General features: G+C 62.7%; 18 protein-coding genes. 11 read left to right on the plus strand and 7 right to left on the minus strand.

What is annotated here, in order from left to right; genetic code table 11:
* The first annotated feature begins 17 nt into the window (after nt 1–17).
* Genes HZ994_05955 through HZ994_05975 form a run of 5 tightly spaced genes read left to right on the plus strand, consistent with a single transcriptional unit; the run spans nt 18 to nt 5,886 of the window.
* Entirely contained in the window at nt 18–1,379 is a 1,362-nt protein-coding gene (locus HZ994_05955) for a UDP-N-acetylmuramoyl-tripeptide--D-alanyl-D-alanine ligase (GenBank protein ID QTN31892.1), read from the plus strand.
* Entirely contained in the window at nt 1,373–2,587 is a 1,215-nt protein-coding gene (locus tag HZ994_05960) for a phospho-N-acetylmuramoyl-pentapeptide-transferase (protein ID QTN31893.1), read from the plus strand. The genes HZ994_05955 and HZ994_05960 overlap by 7 nt, the downstream gene beginning before the upstream one ends.
* The gene (gene murD / locus HZ994_05965; protein ID QTN31894.1) at nt 2,584–3,903 is read left to right on the plus strand and encodes a UDP-N-acetylmuramoyl-L-alanine--D-glutamate ligase; all 1,320 of its coding nucleotides are present in this window, start codon (nt 2,584–2,586) and stop codon (nt 3,901–3,903) included. The genes HZ994_05960 and murD overlap by 4 nt, the downstream gene beginning before the upstream one ends.
* Before the next feature lie 21 nt (nt 3,904–3,924).
* Nucleotides 3,925–4,725: a LysM peptidoglycan-binding domain-containing protein gene (locus HZ994_05970; protein QTN31895.1), complete on the plus strand. Its 801-nt coding sequence runs from the start codon at nt 3,925–3,927 to the stop codon at nt 4,723–4,725.
* Between the two features lie 12 nt (nt 4,726–4,737).
* The gene (locus HZ994_05975) at nt 4,738–5,886 is read left to right on the plus strand and encodes a cell division protein FtsW (protein ID QTN31896.1); all 1,149 of its coding nucleotides are present in this window, start codon (nt 4,738–4,740) and stop codon (nt 5,884–5,886) included.
* Here HZ994_05975 and HZ994_05980 read toward each other — a convergent pair.
* Nucleotides 5,883–6,524: an NUDIX hydrolase gene (locus tag HZ994_05980; GenBank protein ID QTN34328.1), complete on the minus strand. Its 642-nt coding sequence runs from the start codon at nt 6,522–6,524 to the stop codon at nt 5,883–5,885. The two genes, HZ994_05975 and HZ994_05980, sit on opposite strands and share 4 nt — an antisense overlap.
* A 94-nt stretch (nt 6,525–6,618) precedes the next feature.
* On the opposite strand from HZ994_05980, the gene HZ994_05985 reads away from it, so the two are divergent.
* Complete coding sequence (locus HZ994_05985; protein ID QTN34329.1) at nt 6,619–8,136, plus strand: arylsulfatase; 1,518 nt, start codon at nt 6,619–6,621, stop codon at nt 8,134–8,136.
* Nucleotides 8,133–9,023, plus strand: coding sequence for an alpha/beta hydrolase (locus HZ994_05990; GenBank protein ID QTN31897.1), 891 nt, complete (start codon nt 8,133–8,135; stop codon nt 9,021–9,023). The genes HZ994_05985 and HZ994_05990 overlap by 4 nt, the downstream gene beginning before the upstream one ends.
* Nucleotides 9,024–9,149: 126 nt before the next feature.
* On the opposite strand, the gene HZ994_05995 is transcribed toward HZ994_05990, so the two are convergent.
* The 4 genes from HZ994_05995 to HZ994_06010 all read right to left on the minus strand — a co-directional run bounded on the left by HZ994_05995 (nt 9,150) and on the right by HZ994_06010 (nt 15,253).
* The gene (locus tag HZ994_05995; protein QTN31898.1) at nt 9,150–10,040 is read right to left on the minus strand and encodes a pyruvate ferredoxin oxidoreductase; all 891 of its coding nucleotides are present in this window, start codon (nt 10,038–10,040) and stop codon (nt 9,150–9,152) included.
* Nucleotides 10,041–10,060: 20 nt separating this feature from the next.
* Complete coding sequence (locus tag HZ994_06000; protein ID QTN31899.1) at nt 10,061–11,833, minus strand: 2-oxoacid:acceptor oxidoreductase subunit alpha; 1,773 nt, start codon at nt 11,831–11,833, stop codon at nt 10,061–10,063.
* Between the two features lie 121 nt (nt 11,834–11,954).
* The gene (locus HZ994_06005; GenBank protein QTN31900.1) at nt 11,955–14,072 is read right to left on the minus strand and encodes a sulfatase-like hydrolase/transferase; all 2,118 of its coding nucleotides are present in this window, start codon (nt 14,070–14,072) and stop codon (nt 11,955–11,957) included.
* A gap of 65 nt (nt 14,073–14,137) precedes the next feature.
* Entirely contained in the window at nt 14,138–15,253 is a 1,116-nt protein-coding gene (locus tag HZ994_06010; protein QTN31901.1) for a hypothetical protein, read from the minus strand.
* A 71-nt stretch (nt 15,254–15,324) separates the two neighbouring features.
* Here HZ994_06010 and HZ994_06015 point away from each other — a divergent pair, with 71 nt between their 5' ends.
* The 3 genes from HZ994_06015 (at nt 15,325) to HZ994_06025 (ending at nt 18,361) form a co-directional block, all read left to right on the plus strand.
* Nucleotides 15,325–16,428, plus strand: coding sequence for a hypothetical protein (locus HZ994_06015; protein ID QTN31902.1), 1,104 nt, complete (start codon nt 15,325–15,327; stop codon nt 16,426–16,428).
* 4 nt (nt 16,429–16,432) lie between these two features.
* On the plus strand, nt 16,433–17,056 hold the full coding sequence (locus HZ994_06020; GenBank protein ID QTN31903.1) for an HAD family phosphatase: 624 nt from the start codon (nt 16,433–16,435) through the stop codon (nt 17,054–17,056).
* A 72-nt stretch (nt 17,057–17,128) separates the two neighbouring features.
* The gene (locus HZ994_06025) at nt 17,129–18,361 is read left to right on the plus strand and encodes an LL-diaminopimelate aminotransferase (protein ID QTN31904.1); all 1,233 of its coding nucleotides are present in this window, start codon (nt 17,129–17,131) and stop codon (nt 18,359–18,361) included.
* Between the two features lie 99 nt (nt 18,362–18,460).
* Here HZ994_06025 and HZ994_06030 read toward each other — a convergent pair whose 3' ends face one another.
* Both HZ994_06030 and HZ994_06035 read right to left on the minus strand, forming a co-directional pair.
* The gene (locus tag HZ994_06030; protein ID QTN31905.1) at nt 18,461–19,621 is read right to left on the minus strand and encodes an FAD-dependent monooxygenase; all 1,161 of its coding nucleotides are present in this window, start codon (nt 19,619–19,621) and stop codon (nt 18,461–18,463) included.
* Nucleotides 19,618–20,553, minus strand: a complete 936-nt coding sequence (locus HZ994_06035; GenBank protein QTN31906.1) for a TraB/GumN family protein — start codon at nt 20,551–20,553, stop codon at nt 19,618–19,620. The genes HZ994_06030 and HZ994_06035 overlap by 4 nt, the downstream gene beginning before the upstream one ends.
* A gap of 102 nt (nt 20,554–20,655) precedes the next feature.
* Between HZ994_06035 and HZ994_06040 the strand changes: the two genes are divergently transcribed.
* Complete coding sequence (locus HZ994_06040; GenBank protein QTN31907.1) at nt 20,656–21,570, plus strand: histone deacetylase; 915 nt, start codon at nt 20,656–20,658, stop codon at nt 21,568–21,570.
* Nucleotides 21,571–21,653 lie beyond the last annotated feature (83 nt).

Raw genomic sequence — 21,653 nt, forward strand, 5'->3', positions numbered from 1 at the left:
CCGACCGTCCAAAGGCCATGAAAACCGACGCCAGCCAGATCTGCGGTATCCTCGACGCAAAGCTCGTCGCGGGTTCCGCGTCCGCGCAGGTGGATGGTGTTTTCACGGATACGCGCAAGCCGCTCCCGGGCGGGCTTTTCATCGCGCTGCGGGGCGGGAATTTCAACGGCGACCTGTTCGCTGCAAAAGCCCTTGAGGCCGGTGCCACGGTCGCGATCGTGAACCAATGGCCAGGTGGGGATGTCCCCGCAGGGAAAGCGGTCATCGCCGTCCCGGACACGCTTTTCGCCCTCCAGCGACTCGCCCACTGGTGGCGCAGCAAGCTCGATATCCCGGTCGTCTGCATCACCGGATCGAACGGCAAGACCTCGACCAAGGATTTCACCACCGCCGTGCTTTCACAGGCGTTCCACGTCAACGCCACCAAGGGCAATCTCAACAACCACATCGGCCTGCCCCTCACCGTCCTATCGACAGAGGAGAACCACACCGCCGCGATCTACGAGATCGGCATGAACCATGGCGGCGAGCTCGCACCACTCTGTGAGATCGCGCGCCCGAAATACGGGATCATCACCAACATCGGCACGGCCCACATCGAGTTCCTCGGCTCCCGCGAGGCCATCGCCGAGGAAAAAGGCACACTGGCGCGCTACCTTCCCGAGGATGGCCTGCTGTTCACCCCGGCCAGCTGCGATTTCAACGATTACTTCCGCTCCCGCACCAAGGCGCGGATGATCCCCGTCGGCAACGGGCGGGGCATTGTCCGTGCGGAAAACCTCCGCCCGCAGACCGGCGGCACGCACTTCACGCTCGTCATCGAAGGCGATGAATCCGCTGAGGTCTTTCTCCCCGTGCCCGGAAAGCACATGGTTACGAACGCTCTCCTCGCCGCCGCCCTTGGCTGGAAGCTGGGGATCCCCACGCGGAAAATCGCGGCCGGGCTTTCCTCCGTGAACCTCACCACAGGCCGCATGAGACGAATCGAATGCGATGGAATCACCCTCCTTGACGATACCTACAACGCGAATCCGGAATCCATGGAAGCCGCCATCGACACACTTGCCGAAATTCAGGTTCCCGAAGGCTCGCAACGCATCATCGTGCTCGGGAAAATGGGCGAGCTCGGAGCATATGCGGAATCCGCCCACCTCAGGATCGGCAAGGCCGCCGTCGCCAAGGGGCTTGTCCTAATCGCCGTCGGTGAAGGCGCGGAAGGCATCGCCGAGGGCGGCTCCGCACCCCATTTCCCGGACATCCGCAAGGCAGCCGAATGGCTGCTCGAAAACTCACGCCCCGGCGATGCCATCCTCTTCAAGGGCAGCCGCACCGCCGCCATCGAACAAGTCCTCCAAACCGCCTTCCCGACCGCATGCTGACCGCCATCTACGATTACTGGTACGCCGCCTTCCAAGCCGAGAAAACATCCGGCACCGAAGGCTGGGCTCACACCTTCTCTTTCCTTAACCTCTTCGGTTACGTCACCTTCCGCGCCGCCACGGCGGGGCTGCTTTCCTTCGCCGTCTCCATACTCATCGGCCCACGCATCATCCGGAAACTCATTTCGCTCAAGGTCGGCCAGCCGATCCGGACTGCGGAGGAAGTCCACAAACTCGCGGAACTGCACGGCGGGAAACTCGGCACGCCGACGATGGGCGGCGTTCTCATCATCGCCAGCGTCCTCATCTCCACCTTGGTCTGCGCTCGCGTCTTCAACCCCTTCGTCGCCGTCTGCGCCTGCACCATGTGCGCCTGCGGATTGCTCGGGTTCGTGGACGACTACGCCAAGGTGAAGAAAAAAAACTCAGATGGCGTCTCCAGCCGCACCAAGCTCGGATGGCAGTTCGTCATCGCCCTCATCGCCGCCTGCTTCATCTATTTCAAGACCGAGATTTCCGGCTACGGCGCCACCGCAGCCCAGATCGCGGACAACGCCGCGGGCTTCCGCCTCGGCGACCAGAGGATAGGCATCGGGCAGATCTGCTTCCCGCTCTTCAAGGTGCCGCTCATCGATCTCGGCATCCTCATCATCCCCTTCTTCGTGCTGGTCATCATCGGCTGCTCCAACGCAGTGAACCTCACCGACGGCCTCGACGGCCTCGCCACCGGCTGCACGATCTCCGTCGCCCTCAGCTACTCGGTGCTCGCCTACCTCGCCGGCCACTTCTTCATGGCCACCGATTACCTCGTCATCCCGCACAACCGCTTCATCGCAGAGCTCGCCGTTTTCCTCATGGCCCTGGCCGGCGCCTCCTTCGGGTTCCTGTGGTTCAATTGCCACCCTGCCAAAGTCTTCATGGGCGACACCGGCTCGCTCGCCATCGGCGGGGCGCTCGGCACGGCCGCCATCTGCACCAAGCAGGAACTCCTGCTCGTCATCATCGGCGGGGTCTTCGTGGCGGAGGCTCTTTCCGTCATGCTCCAGGTCGGCTCCTTCAAGCTGCGCAAGAAACGCATCTTCAAGATGGCACCCATCCACCACCACTTCGAGCTGTTGGGATGGCATGAGTCCCAGGTCATCATCCGTTTCTGGATCCTTTCCATCATGCTCGCCCTCTTCGGGCTGGCCTTACTCAAGATCGCGTGAAAGCACCCGCAGACATCACCGGAAAACACATTGCCATACTCGGGGCCGGGCGCTCCGGGGTCGCAGCGGCGGCCTTGGCCCTGCGCAAGGGAGCCGCCGTCTCCATCTGGGACAAGGGCGATGCCGCGGCCTTCAGGAAAGTCCCGGAAGGCGTGGAAATCCATGCCGGGATGCAGGAGAGCGATGCCGCCTCGTTTTCCGCAGACCTTATCGTCATCAGCCCCGGCATCGACACCTACTCGCACCTCGTGCAGGCCTTCGCAGCCAAGGCTCCGCTCATCGGGGAGACGGAATTTGCGTCACGATACTACCATGGTGGCATCATCGGCATCACCGGAACGAACGGCAAGACCACCACCACCGAGCTGGTCTCGCTCATCCTCAGGCAGGCCGGGCTCGGCGGAACCCCTTGCGGGAACTACGGCGCACCGCTCTCCGAGATCGTCCTCTCTCCGGACGTCCCCGCCGCCATCGCCCTAGAGCTTTCCTCCTTCCAGCTCGAAACCATCGAAGCCCTCCGCCCCAAAGTGTCCATCTGGCTGAATTTCGCGCCGGATCACATGGATCGCTACCCTACCGTGGAGGCTTACAAGAACGCCAAGCTCCGCATTTTCGACAACCAGACGGCGGAGGACGCCGTCGTCATGCGCCACGGAGAGGAACTGGGGAAACTCCTGCCGCGGGTGATCACATTCTCCACCGAGACCCGAGATGCGGATTTCTTCTCGGACGGCGTCACCATCAGCCAGGGCGGGCGCATCCTCCTGGATCTTGAGGCGGAGACTTCCCTGCGCGGCCTCCACAATGCGGAAAACGCCATGGCCGCCATGGCCGCCTGCATGGCTTATGGCATCGATCCTTCCATCATCCCCGCCGCCCTCCACGGCTACGCCCCTCCGCCACACCGCTGCGAACTCATCCGCACCCTCGACGGCGTCGAGTACCTCAACGACTCGAAGGCCACGAACCTCCACGCCCTCCACTGCGCCCTGCGCTCCCAGACACGCCCTGTCGTCCTCATTGCGGGCGGAAAGGACAAAGGCCTTGATTATTCACCTATCCTTACTATTCTCGCGCAGCAGGCGATCTCCGCAGTCACCTTCGGACAAATCGCCCGCCCCTTGGCCGACCTCTTCAACCAGGCCGTCCGCACCAGCGCCGTCGCAACGATGGAGGAGGCGATCCACGTCGCCCGCTCCCTCGCCCCGCGCGGCTCCACCATACTGCTTTCACCCGGAACATCGTCCTTCGACCAATTCACTGGCTACGAGCAGAGGGGCGATACCTTCCGGGATCTCGTCCACCAGCTCCACTGAACCATTCCACCCTATCCCAAGATGAAATACGACCGACTCCCCACCCGCCGCGGCCCCGTCCGCAAAACGCTCTACGCACGCCTCTTCAACAAGGCGAAGCCGAAGCGTCAGCGTGCTGCGGCAGCAACCGCGGATGCCGATGACATGGAAGAGGGCGGCGTGAATTTCTCGCGCTCGCTGAGCATCATTTTCGCCATCCACATCGTCGCCATCGGGATGATTTTCTTCCACAAGCAATACCTCTCCAAGCGCACCGATGCGCCGGAGGCTTCGACAAAGGCGGAACCGGCGAAACCGGCCGCCGCCGCCGCAGTTGCCATGCCTCCCGTGGCGGAGGGCGCGCGCCCGACGCTCAGCAACGGAGACAACACCTACATGGTCAAGAAGGGCGACAATTACCCGCTCATCGCCGCCAAGCACGGCGTCGATGAGAGCGAGCTGCGCAACATGAACCGCAGCGCCGTGATCCAGCCCGGCGTCGTCCTCCGCATCCCGCAGCGCAAGCGCATCGTCGCCGAGGATCCGCCGGAAGTTGCCGCACTCCGCAACCCATCCGTGCCTGCCTCGGATCAGGGCCTCGTGGAAATCCTTCCCCCTCCCGATGCCGCCCAGGCCCAGCTGATCCGTCCAGCTACGCTGCGCACCGAGGACGCACCACGCGCCGTTCCCGTGACATCCGCACGCACCCACACGGTGAAATCCGGCGAGAACATCTGGCGCATTTCCAACCACTACAAGATCAGCCAGAAAGAGATCCTCAGCCTCAACGGCATCACCGACCCGAGCAAACTCCAGATCGGCCAGGTGCTCAAGCTCCCCTGAAACACATAGCAAGTGCTGCGCCATAGCTCCACTCTCCTGATCTCCGCCGTCGCCCTCCTTTGCGGGCTGGGGCTGGTGATGCTGGCGAGCACCGGCGTATGGGTGCGCGGCCTGGAGCAGCCGTATCACTTCGTCATCCGCCAGTCGTTCATGGTCGCCATCGGCCTTGCCGCCGCCTTCGCCATGGCCCGGATGCCCGTGGAGCTGATCCGCAAAGGCCTGCCCTACGCCTACGTCGCGGCCTGCATCCTGCTTTTCCTCTGCTTCGTCCCCGGCTTCAGCAAGGAGATCTACGGCTCCAAGCGCTGGATCATGCTCCCCGGAATAGGCCAGTTCCAGCCCTCCGAGGCCGCGAAAATGGTCATCGTCATCGCCCTCGCCGCATGGTTCACCCGCTGGCAGTCCGAGGTGAAAACCTTCTGGCGCGGCTTCGTACTGCCCGGCGCCATCGTCGCCCTTCCGCTCGGCCTCATCGCGGCGGAAACGGATGTAGGCACCGCCCTTTCCCTTAGCGTAACCGCGGGAGCCATCATGTTCTGCGTCGGCACCCGCCTCATCTACACCGTCCCCGCCGGCATAATCGCCATGGCCGGCGCATACCATTACATCCGCAACGATGCGAACCGCTGGGGCCGCATCGAGGCATGGCTGGACCTGGAAAACCCCATCCACCAGCTCGACCGTGGCATGCAGCAGTGGCGCGCCCTGCTCGCCCTAGGCAACGGCGGCCCATGGGGCGTCGGCCTCGGAAACGGGGTTGAGAAATTCGGCACCCTCACCTTCGCCCACATCGACTTCATCTTCCCCGTCATCGGCGAGGAGCTGGGCCTCCCCGCCACGCTGGGCGTGGTCATCTGCTACGTTGCCATCGCCGTGGGTGGCATCGGCATCGCCCTGCAGGCGAAGAACATCTTCGAGCGCTGCATCGCCCTGGGCCTCACTTGCGTGATCGTCGTCCCCGCGATGGTGAACATCGGCGTCACCACCGCCGCCCTGCCCAACGACGGCCTTCCCCTACCCTTCGTCAGCTACGGCGGCACCAGCCTCATCTTCAGCCTTGCAGCCGTCGGCCTGCTCGTCGGCATCCACCGCCGCTCCCAGTCACCCGCTGCCAAGCTCTTCCCCCTCGGCAAGGAAGTCCGGCTCGCCGTACGGCTCTAACGCAGCCCCGGCGATCCAGGGAAACCGCCAGGCAGCCCGGCCCTTCGCTTCGCGGCATCATGGGGCGAGGCACTGATCCCCTCCCCGGAAACAAAAGATCTGAGCGCCTTCCACTTCTCCACCATGCGCTTCATGGAAGGCTCACCGGTGAGCGTCTCCACATCGTCGGGCTTCACCCAGCGGAGGTCATGGGATTCATCGCTGACAATGTAATCCGTGCTTCCGTTCGCACGCAGCAGGTAGCGGACATCATAATGCAGATGCTCCGGCTCGCCTTTCCGTGCCGGGATCGGATGGATGTCGATATCGAAAATCCCATCCCCGATGTGAGTGAAACCAACCAGGCCCGATTCCTCCTCCGCCTCTTTCATCGCCACGCAAAGAACATCGCTTTCCCCGTCCGCGTGGCCGCCAAGCTGGAGCCAGCGGTCAAGCTTGCGGTGATGCGTGAGCAGGACTTCGGAGCCATCCCCGTTCACCACCCATGCCGAGCCGGTGATGTGCCCCACCGCAAGGCTACGGCAGAAACATTCCGGCTCGGACTCCACGAAAGCCAGGAACGCCGCCACGGTTTCCCCTTCCTCCGGATGCCGGAGGGCGTAATCCCTGATCTGTTCCATGAGCGGATGGCGGTGCATGCCGCGGAACCATGCCGGGATATGCGTGAAAGGCAAGGCCGGGGGCTTTCCCTTTGACAGACCGCCCCCGGAGGAAGGGTAATGAGTCATGATGATGCCACGAACGCCCCAAACCACCCTGCTCGTTTCCCTCTTGGCCGCCGGGATCGCATTCTCAGCGCCGAACATCATCTTCATCCTCGCCGATGACATGGGCTACGGCGACCCCGCCTACGCCGGTGGCAAGATCCCCACCCCGCACCTCGACCGCATGGCGAAGGAGGGCATGGATTTCACCGACGCCCACACATCCTCCGCCGTCTGCACCCCCACCCGCTATGGCATCCTAACCGGCCGCTACAACTGGCGCTCGCCGATGAAAAAAGGCGTGCTCAACGGCTTCAGCGATCCCCTCATCCCCGAGTCCCGCATGACCGTCGCCAAGCTGTTGGGCAATGCCGGATACCGTTCCTCAGTCATCGGGAAATGGCACCTCGGGCTGGCATGGGAAAAACTGGACAAGCCAAAAGCAGGCAAAGGCCCGGGTTGGGACATCGATTACTCCAAGCCCGCCCGCCGCGGGCCGCTTGCGCTGGGCTTCACCGAGGATTTCCTTTTCCCGGCATCGCTCGACATGCCGCCGTATGTCTATCTGCGCAATGACAAGCCGATCGGCATCCCCACGGTCACGAAAGCCTTCAAGCAACCCAACCGCCCCGGCCCTGCGACGGAAGACTTCGAGGCGGCCGATGTCCTCACCGACCTCGCCCGCGAAAGCCGCGAATTCATCGCCAGGCAAACGGCTGAAAAGCCCTTCTTCCTCTACCTGCCCCTGACCAGCCCGCACACACCGCTGGTGCCTTCGGAAAAATGGCAGGGAAAATCCGGCATGGGCGACTATGCGGATTTCATGATGGAGACGGATTGGGTTGTCGGTGAGGTGCTTGCGGAGCTTGATGCGCGGGGCATCGCGGAAAACACCCTCGTCATTTTCACTTCGGACAACGGCTGCTCGCCGATGGCGGACATCCCGGATCTCGCCAAAATGGGGCACCTCGTCAACGGCCCGCTGCGCGGCCACAAGGCGGACATTTTCGAGGGCGGGCATCGCGTGCCTTTCCTCGTCCGCTGGCCGGAGAAGGTGAAGGCGGGCAGCAAGTGCCCGGTAACCGTATGCACCACCGATTTCTTCGCCACGGCGGCGGATGTCGCGGGCATGGAATTCCCCGAAACGGCCGCTGAAGACAGCTTTTCCATGCTCCCCCTGTTAGATGGCAAGGAGGGTTTCGGCAGGAAATCCACGATCCACCACTCGATCAACGGTTCCTTCGCGATCCGTGAGGGGAAATGGAAACTCATCCTCTGCCCCGGCTCCGGTGGCTGGTCGGATCCCAAGCCCGGCAAGGCGGAGAAAGGGCTCTACCCCGTGCAACTCTACGACCTCGAAGCGGATCTCGCGGAAACAAACAACCTCGCCGAAAATGACCCGGAGCGCGTCAAGGCGCTGGCCGACCTGCTTTCAAAATCCATCCGCGACGGCCGCAGCACACCCGGCGCGAAACAGGAAAACGACGGCTGGCCGGGCACAACCCCCGCCGCCGCACTCGAACTTCTCCCCCAGCTCAAACCATGAAAACCATCACCATCCTCAGCCTCGCGCTGCTATCCCCGCTTTGCGCGAAAACCGAAAAGCTCGATCTCCCCGGTGCGCGCGCGGAGATCTACAAGAAGGCTTCCGGCGACGACCTTTACCTCTACATCTTCGAACCGGAAGGCCACGATGCGTCGGAGGACAAGCGCCCCGCCGCCGTGTTTTTCTTCGGCGGCGGATGGTCCAGCGGAACCCCCACCCAATTCGAGCAGCAATCCCGCTACCTCGCCAAGCGCGGCATGGTCGCGATCTGCGCGGACTACCGCGTTGCCAGCAGGCAGAAAACCTCACCCAAGGAATGCGTCGCCGACGGGAAATCGGCGATCCGCTGGGTGAGGGCGAATGCGAAACGCCTCGGCATCGATCCCGACCGCATCGCCGCAGGCGGTGGCTCCGCCGGGGGCCATGTGGCAGCCGCCGCAGGCATGACCGATGGCCTCGACGATCCCGCCGATGAGAACCCTGAGGTCTCCTCGAAGCCGAACGCCCTGCTGCTTTTCAACCCCGTCTATGACAACGGGCCGGATGGCTACGGCCACTCGAGGGCGAAGAAGTGGTTTCCGCTCATCTCGCCTGCGCACAACATCAGCAAGGACGATCCACCCGCCATTGTTTTCCTTGGCAGCAAGGACGACCTCATCCCCGTTGCCACGGCGGAAAAATTCAAGGCCCAGATGGAGAAGGCCGGGCTGAAATCGGAACTCCACGTGTACGAAGGCCAGCTGCACGGCTTCTTCAACGAGAGCAAGGGAGGCACGAAGCATTTCCTCGACACCCTGCGCAAGACCGATGAGTTCCTCGCCGGCCTCGGCTATCTCGAAGGGGAACCCGATGAGGCGGCGATGAAGGCGGAATGCAAGGGCAAGTGACGGATTCCTTCCAAGGAAAATCCGTGGCCCCCGGTCCCGTAGGTTCTGCCGCCCTGAAGGGGGGAAATCATGCCAGCATGGGGCCACCCGTTGGGCTGCGGATCCGGGAAAGACATCGCTCCGACATCAGCGCATCGAGGCGAAGCGCTTCCTGAGCAGATCCTTTCCGGAAAGATCCGGCGACTTCGACTGCGCATCCTTCACCCATGCCCATTCGTTCTCGTTCTTTGTCGGTAGCTTATTCTCATAATACACACCGAACTTCCCGGGCGAGTTGTCCTCGGCGAGTTTCAGCGCCTCGGCCGTGGAGGTGAGATCCTGGGTGGTCTCATCGACGAGATCGAAGGCTCCGCCCTTCCTTGGGTTTCCGCTGTCGAAGGCGCCGGGATAGAACATCGTGCACTCGGAAAGCGTCTCCACCACCGCGAAACCGGGATGCAGGATGGCCCGCTCGAACATCTCGTTCATGTGCTTCACCTGCGCCGCGTGGGTGCGGGCGACGAAGGTCGCGCCGGTGGCGACGAGCTGGGTCATCGGGTTGATGGGACGATCCATCGCGCCGCGCGGATCGGTCTTCGATTTCCTGCCGATGGGCGTGGTGGGCGAGGTCTGGTTTTTCGTGAGGCCATACACGTAGTTGTCCATGATCACGTAGGAGAGGTTCACGTTTTTCCTCGCAGCATGCGTCAGGTGGTTGCCGCCGATGGAGTAGCCGTCGCCATCGCCGCCGAAGACGAAAACATGGAGATCGGGGCGCGATAGCGAGATCCCGGTGGCCAGCGGCAGGGCGCGGCCGTGGATGAAATGGATGCCGTGGGTGTTGACGAAATACGGGAAGCGCGAGGAGCAGCCGATGCCCGCAACGCAGACGATCTTCTCGTGCGGGATCTGGAGTTTCTCGACGACGTTGAAGAAGGACGCGAGCACGGCGAAATCGCCGCAGGCCGGGCACCAGGTCGGGTGGTCGGCGCGGAGGGCTTTCTTGGTGAGCGGTTCGGCAGGAGGTGTGGTGGACATGATGGTTGGTTTTCCGGGGTTCAGAGAGCGAGTGTTTTCAAGGCTCCATCGACGATCTCCTTCACGCGGAAGGTGATGCCCTGGATCTTGTTGAGCGAGCGGATGTTAGGGTTGCAGGTGACGGAGCGCAGCAGGGTGGCGAGCTGGCCATGGCCGTAGATCCCCGGATCGTTCATTTCCGGCACGAGGATATGCGTGTATCGGTGGAAAATGTCGCCCAGCCCGTTGCGCAGCGGGTGGATGTGGCGCAGGTGCAGCGAGCCGACCTTGTGGCCGGCGGCACGGAGCTGGTCCGTGGCTTCCTTGATCGGCCCGTAGGTGGAGCCCCAGCCGACGAAGAGGAGATCGCCCTGCTCGTCGCCGAAAAAGTCCGGGGCGGGCAGGGAGTTGGCGAGCTGGATGAGTTTTTCGCGGCGCTTCGCGGACATCGACTCGTGGTTGATCGGATTTGAGGAAGGGTGCCCCCATTCGTCGTGCTCCAGGCCGGTGACGACGGGATATTTCCCTTCCGTGGAGCGCGCGCCCGGCGGCGAATGGCGGGTGATTTTCCCGAGCGGATACGGTTTGAAATCAGCGCCGCGATCGCTGAGATCCAGCGTCGGCTCCATCCAGTGCTTTTCCAGGTCCGGCTCCGGGAAGGCCTCGATGCGCGAAGAGATCGCCTGATCGGAAAGGATGATGACAGGCGTGGAATACTCGCGCGCGATCCGGCAGGCCTCGATGGCGGTGTAGAAACAATCCTGCACATCGCGAGGCGCGAGCACGACGCGCGGGGCGTCGCCATGCGAGCCGTAGATCGCCTGCATGAGGTCGGATTGCTCCACGGAGGTAGGCAAACCCGTCGATGGCCCGCCGCGCTGGATGTTCACCACGATGAGCGGGATTTCCGCCATGCAGGCGTAGCCGATTGCCTCGGATTTCAGCGATAAACCCGGGCCGGAGGAACCTGTGATGGCGAGGTGGCCGGAGTAGGCCGCGCCGATCGCGATGGCGACCGCGGCGAGCTCGTCCTCCGCCTGGATGAACATGCCGCCGTATTTCGGAAGCTCTGAGCGCAGCAGCTCCATGATGCTCGACCACGGCGTGATCGGGTAGCCCGCGCCGAAACGGACCCCGCCGGCGATGAGGCCGAGAGAGAGCATGGTGTTGCCATCGGTGGAGAGGCGGTTCGCCTCCTCGTTCTCGCCGGGGGCGAAGGGCATGTGGTTGATGTCGTGAACCGGCCAGGCGTAGCCTGCATCGAAGGCCAGCAGGGCATTGCGGAGGATGTCCTCTTTTTTCCCGCCGAACTTCCGCGAAATGATCGCGGTGAGCTTTTCCTTATCGAGCTTGTAAACGGCGCAGAGCATTCCGAGCACGAAGATGTTCTTGCCGCGATCCTTCGCTGAGCCGCCGATCGCCTCGATGGCTGCGGAGGTGAAGGGGACTCCAATGTGGATGATCTCGCGGTCGGTGTTGAGCTCCTTGACCTGATCGCTGTCGTAGAAACAGATGCCGCCCTCACGCAGGGATTTCAGATGGTTGTCGTAGGAATCCTGGTAGAAGGCCACGAGCGTATCCGCCTCGTCGCCGGGGTGCAGGACTTTTCCCGATCCCAGGTGAACCTGGAAAATCGACGGCCCGCCGGAAATGGTGGATGGGATGGTCATGTAGGTCATCACATCCTGCGCGGTCGATCCCGCGAGCTGGGCGAGGAACGCGCCGATGGATTGGATTCCGTCCTGCGAATATCCGGCGAGCCGGATCACGGCGTTCCGGAGAGCCTCCGGAGGGCTTGCTTGTGCTGATGTCATTGCAATGGGTTTTTCAATGGAAAGCACCATTCATAGCAGCCTCACGGCTATGCGGAAGCCAAAAAGGCGGGCAATCAAAGGCCGCTCTGCCCATTCAGCCCCCATCGAAGCGCCATGGTTTTCAATCACGCCGCCACGCCCGGAAGACATCTTCTGCGGGCGTCTCGGTTTTCGTGTCCATCCATTTCTCCAAGGCCGCTTTCATGGCTGCGTGGATTTCTGGGTTTTCCGCGGAAACATCCTCGATGCCGAAGTCGCCCCCGCTGCGCTCGAATAGCGCGAAGTGGCGGCTGCCATTCGCTGCGGGGGTGCAGATGAGCTGCCAATCGTCGGTCATGAGGCAGCGCTGCTTGGCGGCGACGAGCGGTTCCTGCCATTCCTTCTTCAGGACGAACTGGTAGTTGAAGGAATCATCGATGAATGTCATCCCATCCATGGGCGGCAACTTGGGGCGCGTGACACCGGGCACTCGGAACTGAACGAAGGGGAAGCCGGTCTCACCGTAGTAAGCGCGGCTGCTGGGAGGCTCCGTACCATCCAGCCATTTGGCGAAGCTTTTCCCCTCCCAGGAGGCGGGCTTCTCCGCTCCGAGGAGATCGGCAATGGTTGGGACGATATCGATGATGCTGACCGTGGCAGGGATTTCCTGCGGCTGCGCGCCGGGGATATGGAATACGAGCGGCACGTGGTTCCCGCCCATGCCACCCCCGAAGGTGAGGCCGTGACCGAGGGTGACACCCTCCTCGTAAAGGTTGTCCCCATGATCCGCAGTGACGATGACGATGGTGTTTTCATCCAGCCCCTTCGATTTCAGGGCATCGAGGATCTGCCCGACGTTGTCATCGAACTGTCGGGTGCAGCCGTCGTAGAGATCCCGGATCTGGCGGATTTCCTTTTCCGGGAGCGCCTTCCACTTGTTCTCCAGATCCGTGCCGCCGATGAAGGAGTCGATGTCGAAATCGACCCCGCTTTTGTTAGGGCCGGCGTATCCGGGATCCGCGAACATGGTGGAGTATGGCTCCGGGCTGCGGTAAGGGAGGTGGTTGCAGGAGTAGAACACGTGCCAGAAAAACGGCTTGCCGCTTTCCGCCACCTGTTCCAGGCGCCCCTTCACCCGCTCGGTGACAACCTCCGGGGTGACGAAGCTCGCAAAGGAGCCGAGCTGCGGAAAAACCGCGTAGCCCAAGGGGTGGTCAAAGTAGAGCGGGATGACGAAGTGAGCCATCACCACCGCCTGGGACATGTAGATCTTGAAATTGTCGAACGAGGAGACGGAGATGTGCCCGAAGCCCATGGGCATGAGCTCGTAGTAGCCTGCACACCAATCGCCGAAGGCGGCGGTATCGTAACCTTTCGCCGCAAGGATGGGGGCGATGGGCGAGATCCTCGCCTTGGTCGCGGCAACCGTTTCCTCATCCGGATACATGTGCCGCAACCCGTGGGTGTGCGGGTATTGCGAAACCATCAGGGAGGTGCCGGACTCCAGGGTGGAGGCAATGGGGGTATAGCAGCCGGTGAAATTCGCGGAGCGCGAGGCGAGGGCATCGATGCGCGGCGAAACCCCTCCTGCGGCCAGCCCGTCGCCACGTCGCGGGACGTAGCCGTTGCAGCCGAGCTTGTCTGCGCGCAGGGAGTCGGAGCCGATGATGATCACGTTCGGCACCTCATCCTTTTCCGCCACCGGCGCTTTGCCCGCGGCTGCCATGAATCCGGATTTCCAGACGAAAAGCGCAAGCAGTACGGCGACCACCGCAGGAGCTGCGATGCGCCCGCGACGCGAAAGGCCAGCCCAGTGCCACCAAACCACATAGGCCGCCACGGCAAGCGGCAGCGCCTTGAACAGGAAGAAAAACACGGCGGGTTTCACCACCTCAGGCACCACATTGAGCACCTCGTAGTACCAGTGGCCGAACTTCGCGTCACCCAGGAAATACGGGCGCGTATCCACCAGCCTGAGAATGAAATACCCGTGGATCAGGAATGCGCCAGCAAGCACCACCGTGACCCTCCAGCGTGCTTTCCCGATGCCATAGCGCAGGCAGATCGCGGAACAGAATGGTTGCAGCACGATCGCGAACAAAAGTGCGAGCAGCACGTAGGCGATAAGCACCTGCACGTTTTGCCAAACCAGGAAGCCCATGTATTCGTCACGCGCAAGCGCACTGAACTTGTTCTCCATCGCTCCCGAGGATGACCCCAGGCGGGCCAATCCGACAAGATACTGGATGAGGAAAAACATCCCGCATCCGGCAAGCACCGCGCCGAAAGGCAATCTCCGCCCCGTTGCCATGCCTACACCACGCATCAGGGCTTATCCTTTTCCGGATCTTCCAAAAAGATCCATCGCGGCGCGACCATTTCCCTAACCACCACCCCGCGCCTGGAGAGCACCCCGCCGGGAAGGTGCAGCCGCAGCATCATGGGCGTCGCGGCACCCCTGTTATGCCCGATGGCCTCGTTCATCCTCGCCTCAAGCTCCGTACCGCGGGCCACATAGCCGTAGAGGGTTTCCTCACCGCCCAATGCCGTCAGGCGGAACGAGGCATAGGTGGCGCTGTCCGCGAACTCGAAGCTATAGTAGTTGTCCGGCTCCACATATACCCGGAAATCCCCCGTGTAGCCGCCAGGGCGGCCCTTTGCGAATTCATCCCAGTCCATCGGCTGGTAGCAGACGAAGGTCTCCCAATCCACCTTCGCCTCCCCTGCGGAGAGCACCTCCACCAGAACCTGGCTCTTGCCGCCGCCGGGAAACACGCACGACACCATCCAGAATGTCGCCAGGTTCTCGATGGTCAGCGGCTCCAGGCCGGCCATCCTCTCCACCCGCACGGGAACAGGCGGCGAGTCCAGGTAGTGCCTCTCCATCAGCGGCTCGACACGGTCCGGCTGCCTGACATAGCGCCTCATTTCCTCCACCGTCCGGGAGTCGAAGAAAGCACGCACTGTCGTCTCGATTGCATCGACCATCAAAACCGCATCCATATCTTCCTGCATCTCCTTTTCCAGGGTATGCTTCGCCGCGCCCTCGATGCGCACCCGCTTGTCCTTCGCCCCGCCCACCTGCATGAGCGACCACAGGATGGCACCCGAAAAAACGCACCCAAGCAAGGCGACCCAACCCCAGGGGATCCTGCTTCTGGCTGCAGGAGCGGCGTTCCACTGGTCCTCCTCACGGATCTCCTCCCTCTCGATCAGAGATCCCACGTGAGGCTCGTTCGAGCGCGTCTTGAGCTCCTCCCTCGTCGCCGCCATCAGCCTTGCCTCCGGGGTATCCATGGCGCCGACACGCACCGGCGGGAGTTCGACGACCTCCTCCACGGCATCCGGATGCAGGCGGACGAATCGCGAGACCTTCTCCGCCTCCTCGTCCACCGGCTTCAACTCGATGCTTTTCTTTTCCGTTTCCTTCGCCATCGGCATGGATAGGAAAGCAGAAAAGCCCATCGACGCAATGCCTCGTTGTCACGTAAAGTCAGCCCAGAAACCGCCCGATGCCCGAGAAAAAGAGAATCCTCATCATCACCGCAGCCTTCGGCGAGGGACACAACAGCGCCGCACGGAACCTCGCCCTCGCCCTCAGCTCCATGGGTGCGGAGACCCGCGTCGCCGATCCCTGCGTCCTTTCCGCCCCACAATCCACCGCCGTCATCCAGTGGGGTTACCGCCTTGTCACCACCCACCTCCCCCTGGTCTGGGAAAAAATCTACAAGGCAACCGACAACTGCGATTTCTCCCGGCCCAACCTCCCGCTCATGCGCGCCCCGGAGAGCTACCTGGAAACGCTCGTCACCGAGTGGCGGCCCGATGCCATTGTCTCCACCTACCCGGTCTATCCGTATTTCCTGGAGCGCCATTTCAAGGATGCCGGCACCCGCGTGCCGGTGTTCACCGTCGTCACCGACTCCATCGAGATCAACGCCTCATGGCTCCGCGCCCCCACGGACTGGTTCCTCGTCACCGACCGCACGACGCTCGAGACCATGCGCTGCTGGGGCATCCCCCAGGAAAAGATCATCGCCACCGGCTTCCCGGTGAACCCCATCTTCACGCATCTCCCCACGGTCGATGCCACCGATCCCTGCAAGCCCTTCCGCATCCTCTATTTCCCCACCGCCAAGAAACCCTTCGTCCGCCGCCACAGCAAGGCGCTCCTGGAAGCCTCCCCGGAGGTCCACCTCACCATCGTCATGGGGAAAAACTTCCGCCTGCTCCAATCCCGCGCCCGCGAGATCAAGGCCGCCCACCCCGGCCGGGTCCGCCTGCTCGGCTGGACGAAAAAAGTCCCCCAGCTCATCACGAAACACCACATGGTCGTCGGCAAGGCCGGCGGAGCCACCGTCCACGAAGCCATCGCCGCCCGCTGCCCGATGCTCATCCACCACCTCGTCCCCGGCCAGGAGGAGGGAAATCTCCAACTCCTCCAGCAGCTCGGCGCTGGCGATCTCGCCGAGAACCCGAAAGACCTCACCGCCGCCGTCTCCGACATGCTCGCCGACGGCGCCGCCAAGTGGCGCAAGATGAAAGCCGCCCTCACCGCCCACAACTGCAGCGACGGTGCCATCACCGCCTCCAGATTCATCCTCTCGAAAATCTGAACCCATGGCCGATTTCCTCTACGACATCGGGAAAGTCCTGCTCGACTTCGATTTCGAGCCTTCCCTCGCAAAACTCCTTCCGCCCGCCCACCCGGATCCCGCCGCGGCCATGGCAAGGCTCCTCGGCAAAAAAGACGAGTTCGAGACCGGCCGCATCTCCACGGAAGACTACACCGCCTGGGCCATCGAAACCCTCGGCACGGACGCCTCCCCGGAGACATTCCACTCCGCCTGGCAGAACATCTTCACGCCGAACCTGCCCATGTGGGATACCGTCCGCAGCCTCGCCGCCGCAGGCCACCGCCTCATCCTCTTCTCCAACACCAACTCCATCCACTGCCCCTGGGTTTTCGAAACCTACCCCGAATTCTCCGTCTTCCACGGCTCCGTCCTCTCCTACGAGACCGGCTCCATCAAGCCCCACCCCGACATCTACCGGCACGCCATCGAAAAATACTCCCTCACCCCGGGGAAAACCCTCTACATCGACGACCTCCCCGCCAACATCGCCACCGGCAACGAATTCGGTTTCCGCACGCACCAATACGAGCTGACCAACCACGCCGCATTCGAACAATGGCTCGCCGGGGAGCTCCCCTCGCCGGACATCCCGCATTCCCGGGGATGATGCGGGGGAAAACCGCCATAAAATCGCACCCCGCACTTGCCCCGCCCGCCCGCCGCGCCTACACCCTCCGGCATGGCAACGATCAATTCCAACTTCCTCAAACTCAAGGCAGGCTACCTCTTTCCGGAAATCGCCCGCCGCGTAAAGGCTTACACCGAGGCAAACCCGGACAAGGCCGCCCGCATCATCCGCTGCGGCATCGGCGATGTCACCGAGCCGCTGCCATCCGCCGTGCGCGATGCAATGCACGCCGCCGTCGATGAACAGGGCGACCGCTCCACCTTCAAGGGCTACGGCCCGGAGCAAGGCTATGAGTTCTTGCGGCAGGCGATCGTGGACAACCAGTTCGCCGGCCTCGGCATCTCGGCGGACGAGGTCTTCATCTCCGACGGCTCCAAATGCGACACCGGCAACATCCTCGACATCTTCGGAAAAGGCAACGTCATCGCGATCACCGATCCCGTCTATCCGGTCTATGTCGATACCAACGTGATGGCGGGAAACACCGGGGACGCCGATGAAAACGGCGCCTACGCCGGCCTGCTCTACATGGAGTGCAACGCGGAAAACTATTTCGTCGCCGATGTCCCCTCGGAAAAGGCGGACCTCATCTATCTCTGCTTCCCCAACAACCCCACCGGGGCCGTTGCCACCCGCGCCCAGCTCGAGGCATGGGTCAGATATGCGAAGCAAAACGACGCGATCATCCTCTTCGATGCCGCCTACGAGGCCTTCATCCAGGACAGCGACATCCCCCGCTCCATCTACGAGATCGAGGGAGCCAGGGATTGCGCGATCGAGTTCCGCTCCTTCTCCAAGAACGGCGGCTTCACCGGTGTCCGCTGCGCCTACACCATCATCCCGAAAACCGTCTCCGGCCGCACCGAGGAGGGCACCCCGGTGCCCATCCACCAGCTCTGGAACCGCCGCCACGCCACCAAGTTCAACGGCGCCTCCTACCCCGTCCAGAAGGGCGCCGCCGCAGTCTTCTCCGAGGAAGGGAAAGCCCAGGTCTCCGCACTCATCGCCCACTACATGGGCAATGCGAAACTGCTGCGCGAGGCCTGCCTCTCGCTCGGGCTCAGGGTCTTCGGCGGCGAGAACGCACCCTACGTTTGGGTCGGCTGCCCGCCGGGCGTCACCTCATGGCAGATGTTCGACAAGATGCTCGGCGAAGCCCAGGTGGTCATCACCCCCGGCTCCGGTTTCGGCTCCGCCGGCGAGGGATACTTCCGCATCTCCGCGTTCAACTCCCGCGAGAACGTCGTGGAAGTCTGCGCCCGCCTCAAGGCTCTCATCGCATGATCGCCGCCCGGATGGGCCGCACCTAACTAAGCCGAATCCGCAAAAGAACAGGGATACGTCGGGAAAGCGCCGGAGACGAAGCTCCCCCACCCTGCCCCCTCAGATCCCCCTCATCATTCCGGCCATCGAGAGCGTCATCGTTTTCCTGACAGGCGCGAGCCGCTGGGAAACCCGGAAGCCTGCATGACGGAACGGAGTGATCCACTTGTGATCCGATTGGAAAACCGGGGTCAGCCAGCGGGTGGCGAGCTGGTAGTAGCGCAGGATTGGGCCGCGGCGGCGGGAGTATTCGGGGAGGGCTTTCTCCACGGGCATTTCACGCAGGCAGGCGGCGAGGCAGCTTGCATCCGCGAGGGCGAGGTTGACGCCCTGGCCGAGCTGCGGGCTCATCGCATGTCCCGCATCACCGAGAAAGACCAGCCTCTCGCCATGCCATTTCCGCAACCTCACATCGCCGTAGCGGGCGGTGAGCACCTGCTCCCAGGAGCCGATCTGGGCGAGGAGATTTTCCGCCATGGGGCAGAGGCCGAGGATTTCGCCCTTCCAGTCATCGAGCGGGAGATTCCGCATCGCCGCATCGCGGGCGATCTCGATGCTCCAGAACAGGCTGATGAGCTCTTCGCTGCCGCCAGTCTCGCGGCCGGTCGGCAGGAAACCGGCGAGCTGACTTGTGCCGTGCACCACCTGGTGCAGGTCCCCGGAAGGGAAAACCCCGTTGTTTTTCCCGATGAACCAGTGCGCCCCCCAGGCGTAGCCCCGGTCACGACCCGCGCCGAGAAGGAACTTGCGCATGGCGGAGCGTGCGCCATCCGCCACCAACAGGAGGTCAAATTTTTCCCCGCAGAGCTCCCAGCCATCCGGCAGCCTGCGGGCCGTCTCCACCCGGCTTCCCCATCGGATTTCCACGCCCTCCCTCTCCGCCAGACCGGTGAGAGCAGACATCAGCACCGGCCTATGCAAACCGGCCCCGAACATGCCCTGGCCGATCTCCGCGTAGCTCAGCTCCATGAGATCGCGCCCGTCCTTTTCGAGCACGTGCAGCCGCCTGACGACGGAGGCATGGGAAATCACCCTTTCATGGATCCCCAGTTCGCGCAGCACATCCATCCCGCTTGGCTGCATCAGGAAGCCCGCGCCGACGGCGCGGCTCTCCGGCGCCTGCTCGAAGGCCACCACCCGATGGCCGTCCCGCCTCAGGAAAACGGCGGCCGCAGCCCCTGCCGCGCCGCAGCCGATCACGGCGACCTTCATCGGGTTCATCCCCCGATCCGGGTGATCGTGTAGCCCGCTTTCTCCAGATGGCTGCGTATGCTGGTCTTCGAGCAAAAATGCCCCGCACCCGCGGCGAAGAAATGAACGCTTCCGGGTTCCTTGGCGAGGATCTCCGCGATGGTGGCTGCCATGATCACATCGCGGTCGGCGATAAGGCGTTTCATCAATCTCTCCCCAAGCTCCCGGTGCTCGCTTTCCGCCAGCTCCCTCATCGCCCTCTGCATCTCCGCCTCCACCTTCGCCACATCCCCGCTGACGTAGGCCGCCGTCAATTCCGCCACAGAGTTGCGCCCCGCATCCCTGTCCTTCTTGAGCATGCGCATGGTTTCGGAAAGCAGCGCCACCTGTTCCTTTTCCGTCAGCTCCGCGAAAATTCCGAGCTGGCCGGCCAAGGTTTCGAGCGCACCGGTTTTCTTCCCGGCTTCCGCCGCCTGCTCCCAGAGCTGCATATCGAGCGCCTTTTTCCCAGCCATCTGATCCGGCAAGAGCGGCAGGCTCATCCCGACAAGCCATGTGGCCATCGGCTGGAACGGTGTGGAATCGAGTGCCGGATTGATGAGCTTCAGCTCCTCATCGAGGCGGTCGGAAAGCTCCTTGCCGATGGACTCCGCGAGGGTTTTGCCGTCCTTCCTCATCATCATCGGTGCCGCCGCAAGCTGGGATGCGACATCAAACGGCACCTCGGTGTACAACGCATCCGCCGAGTCGAAGGCCTTGCGGGCCTCCGGGTGCAGAGTCGTGACCTGCTCTGAGCCGAGGTGGATGGTGCCGAAAAGGTAGGAGGGGGTTTCAAGCCCTTTGCCCTCGATTTTCCACAGCAGGGGCTTGAGCGGGTGTTTTTGCTCCTGGGCGAATCCCTGCCCACCAAGCAGGGCGATGGATGCGAGGGAATAGGCGGCGCAACGGATGGATCGTTTCATCGGGCATGAGACTGCATGCTTTTTCACGAGACCGCCATACCATAGTTCCGCATCGCGGGGACTCTTCCTTGATGTTTAAGGTTTAAAATTTAAGGTTTCCCCATGCGCTGCTTTTACTCCCAGGCCTTTGAGCTGGAACTCCCTGCGGGACACCCCTTCCCGATGGATAAGTTCCGTGTCTCCAAGGACATGCTGCTCACCGAGAAAATCCTCCGCCCGGAGGAGGTCATCGAGGTGAAGGCCGCGGATTTCCACCACCTGCTGCGCGTCCATGAGCGCGGCTACATCGAGAAAATCCAGTCCTCCGCCCTCGACCGCAAGGAGCAGATCCTGCTCGGCCTCCCCGCCTCGCCCAACCTGTTCACCCGCTCCGCCACCGAGGTGGAGGCCACCCGGCTCGCCTGCAACGCCGCCCTTGAGGAGGGTGTGGGCGTATGCCTTGCGGGCGGCACTCACCATGCCTTCAGCAACCACGGCGAGGGCTACTGCGTCTTCAACGACATCGCCATCGCCATCCGCGATCTCCAGGACAAGCGCCCCGGCATCAAGGTCATGGTCGTCGATACGGACGCACACCAGGGCAACGGCACAGCCTCCCTGCTTGGAGACGATCCGCGCGTTTTCACCTACTCGATCCACGTCGGGAAAAACTATCCGACGAAAAAAATCGCCTCCACCCTGGATGTGGAAACCGTCAGATACGTGGAGGGAGAGATGTATCTCCAGCAACTCTTCAAAACCCTGGCCGACTCGCTCGACAAATTCTCCCCGGATCTTGTCATCTGGATCTCCGGCGCTGACAACCACCGCAACGACCGCTTCGGCCAGATGCACCTTTCCCTCAAGGAAATCCAGCGCCGCGACGAGGTCTTGCTGCGGGCCATGATCAAAAACCGCATCCCTGTCGCCATCCTCTACGGCGGCGGCTACAACCGCCAGCCGGAGTTCACCGCCAAGCTCCACCGCAACACAATCGCCACCGCGAAACGCCTCGCCGCGGAATACCGGGGGCTTTGAGATGGCGGGGCTCCCGGGAAAAAAATCATGTAATTCCGCTACGTGATTGCCCCGCCTTGCGGATGCTGATAGAAGCCGCGCAA

Source organism: Akkermansiaceae bacterium, from assembly GCA_017798145.1.
Taxonomy (GTDB): Bacteria; Verrucomicrobiota; Verrucomicrobiia; order Verrucomicrobiales; family Akkermansiaceae; genus Luteolibacter.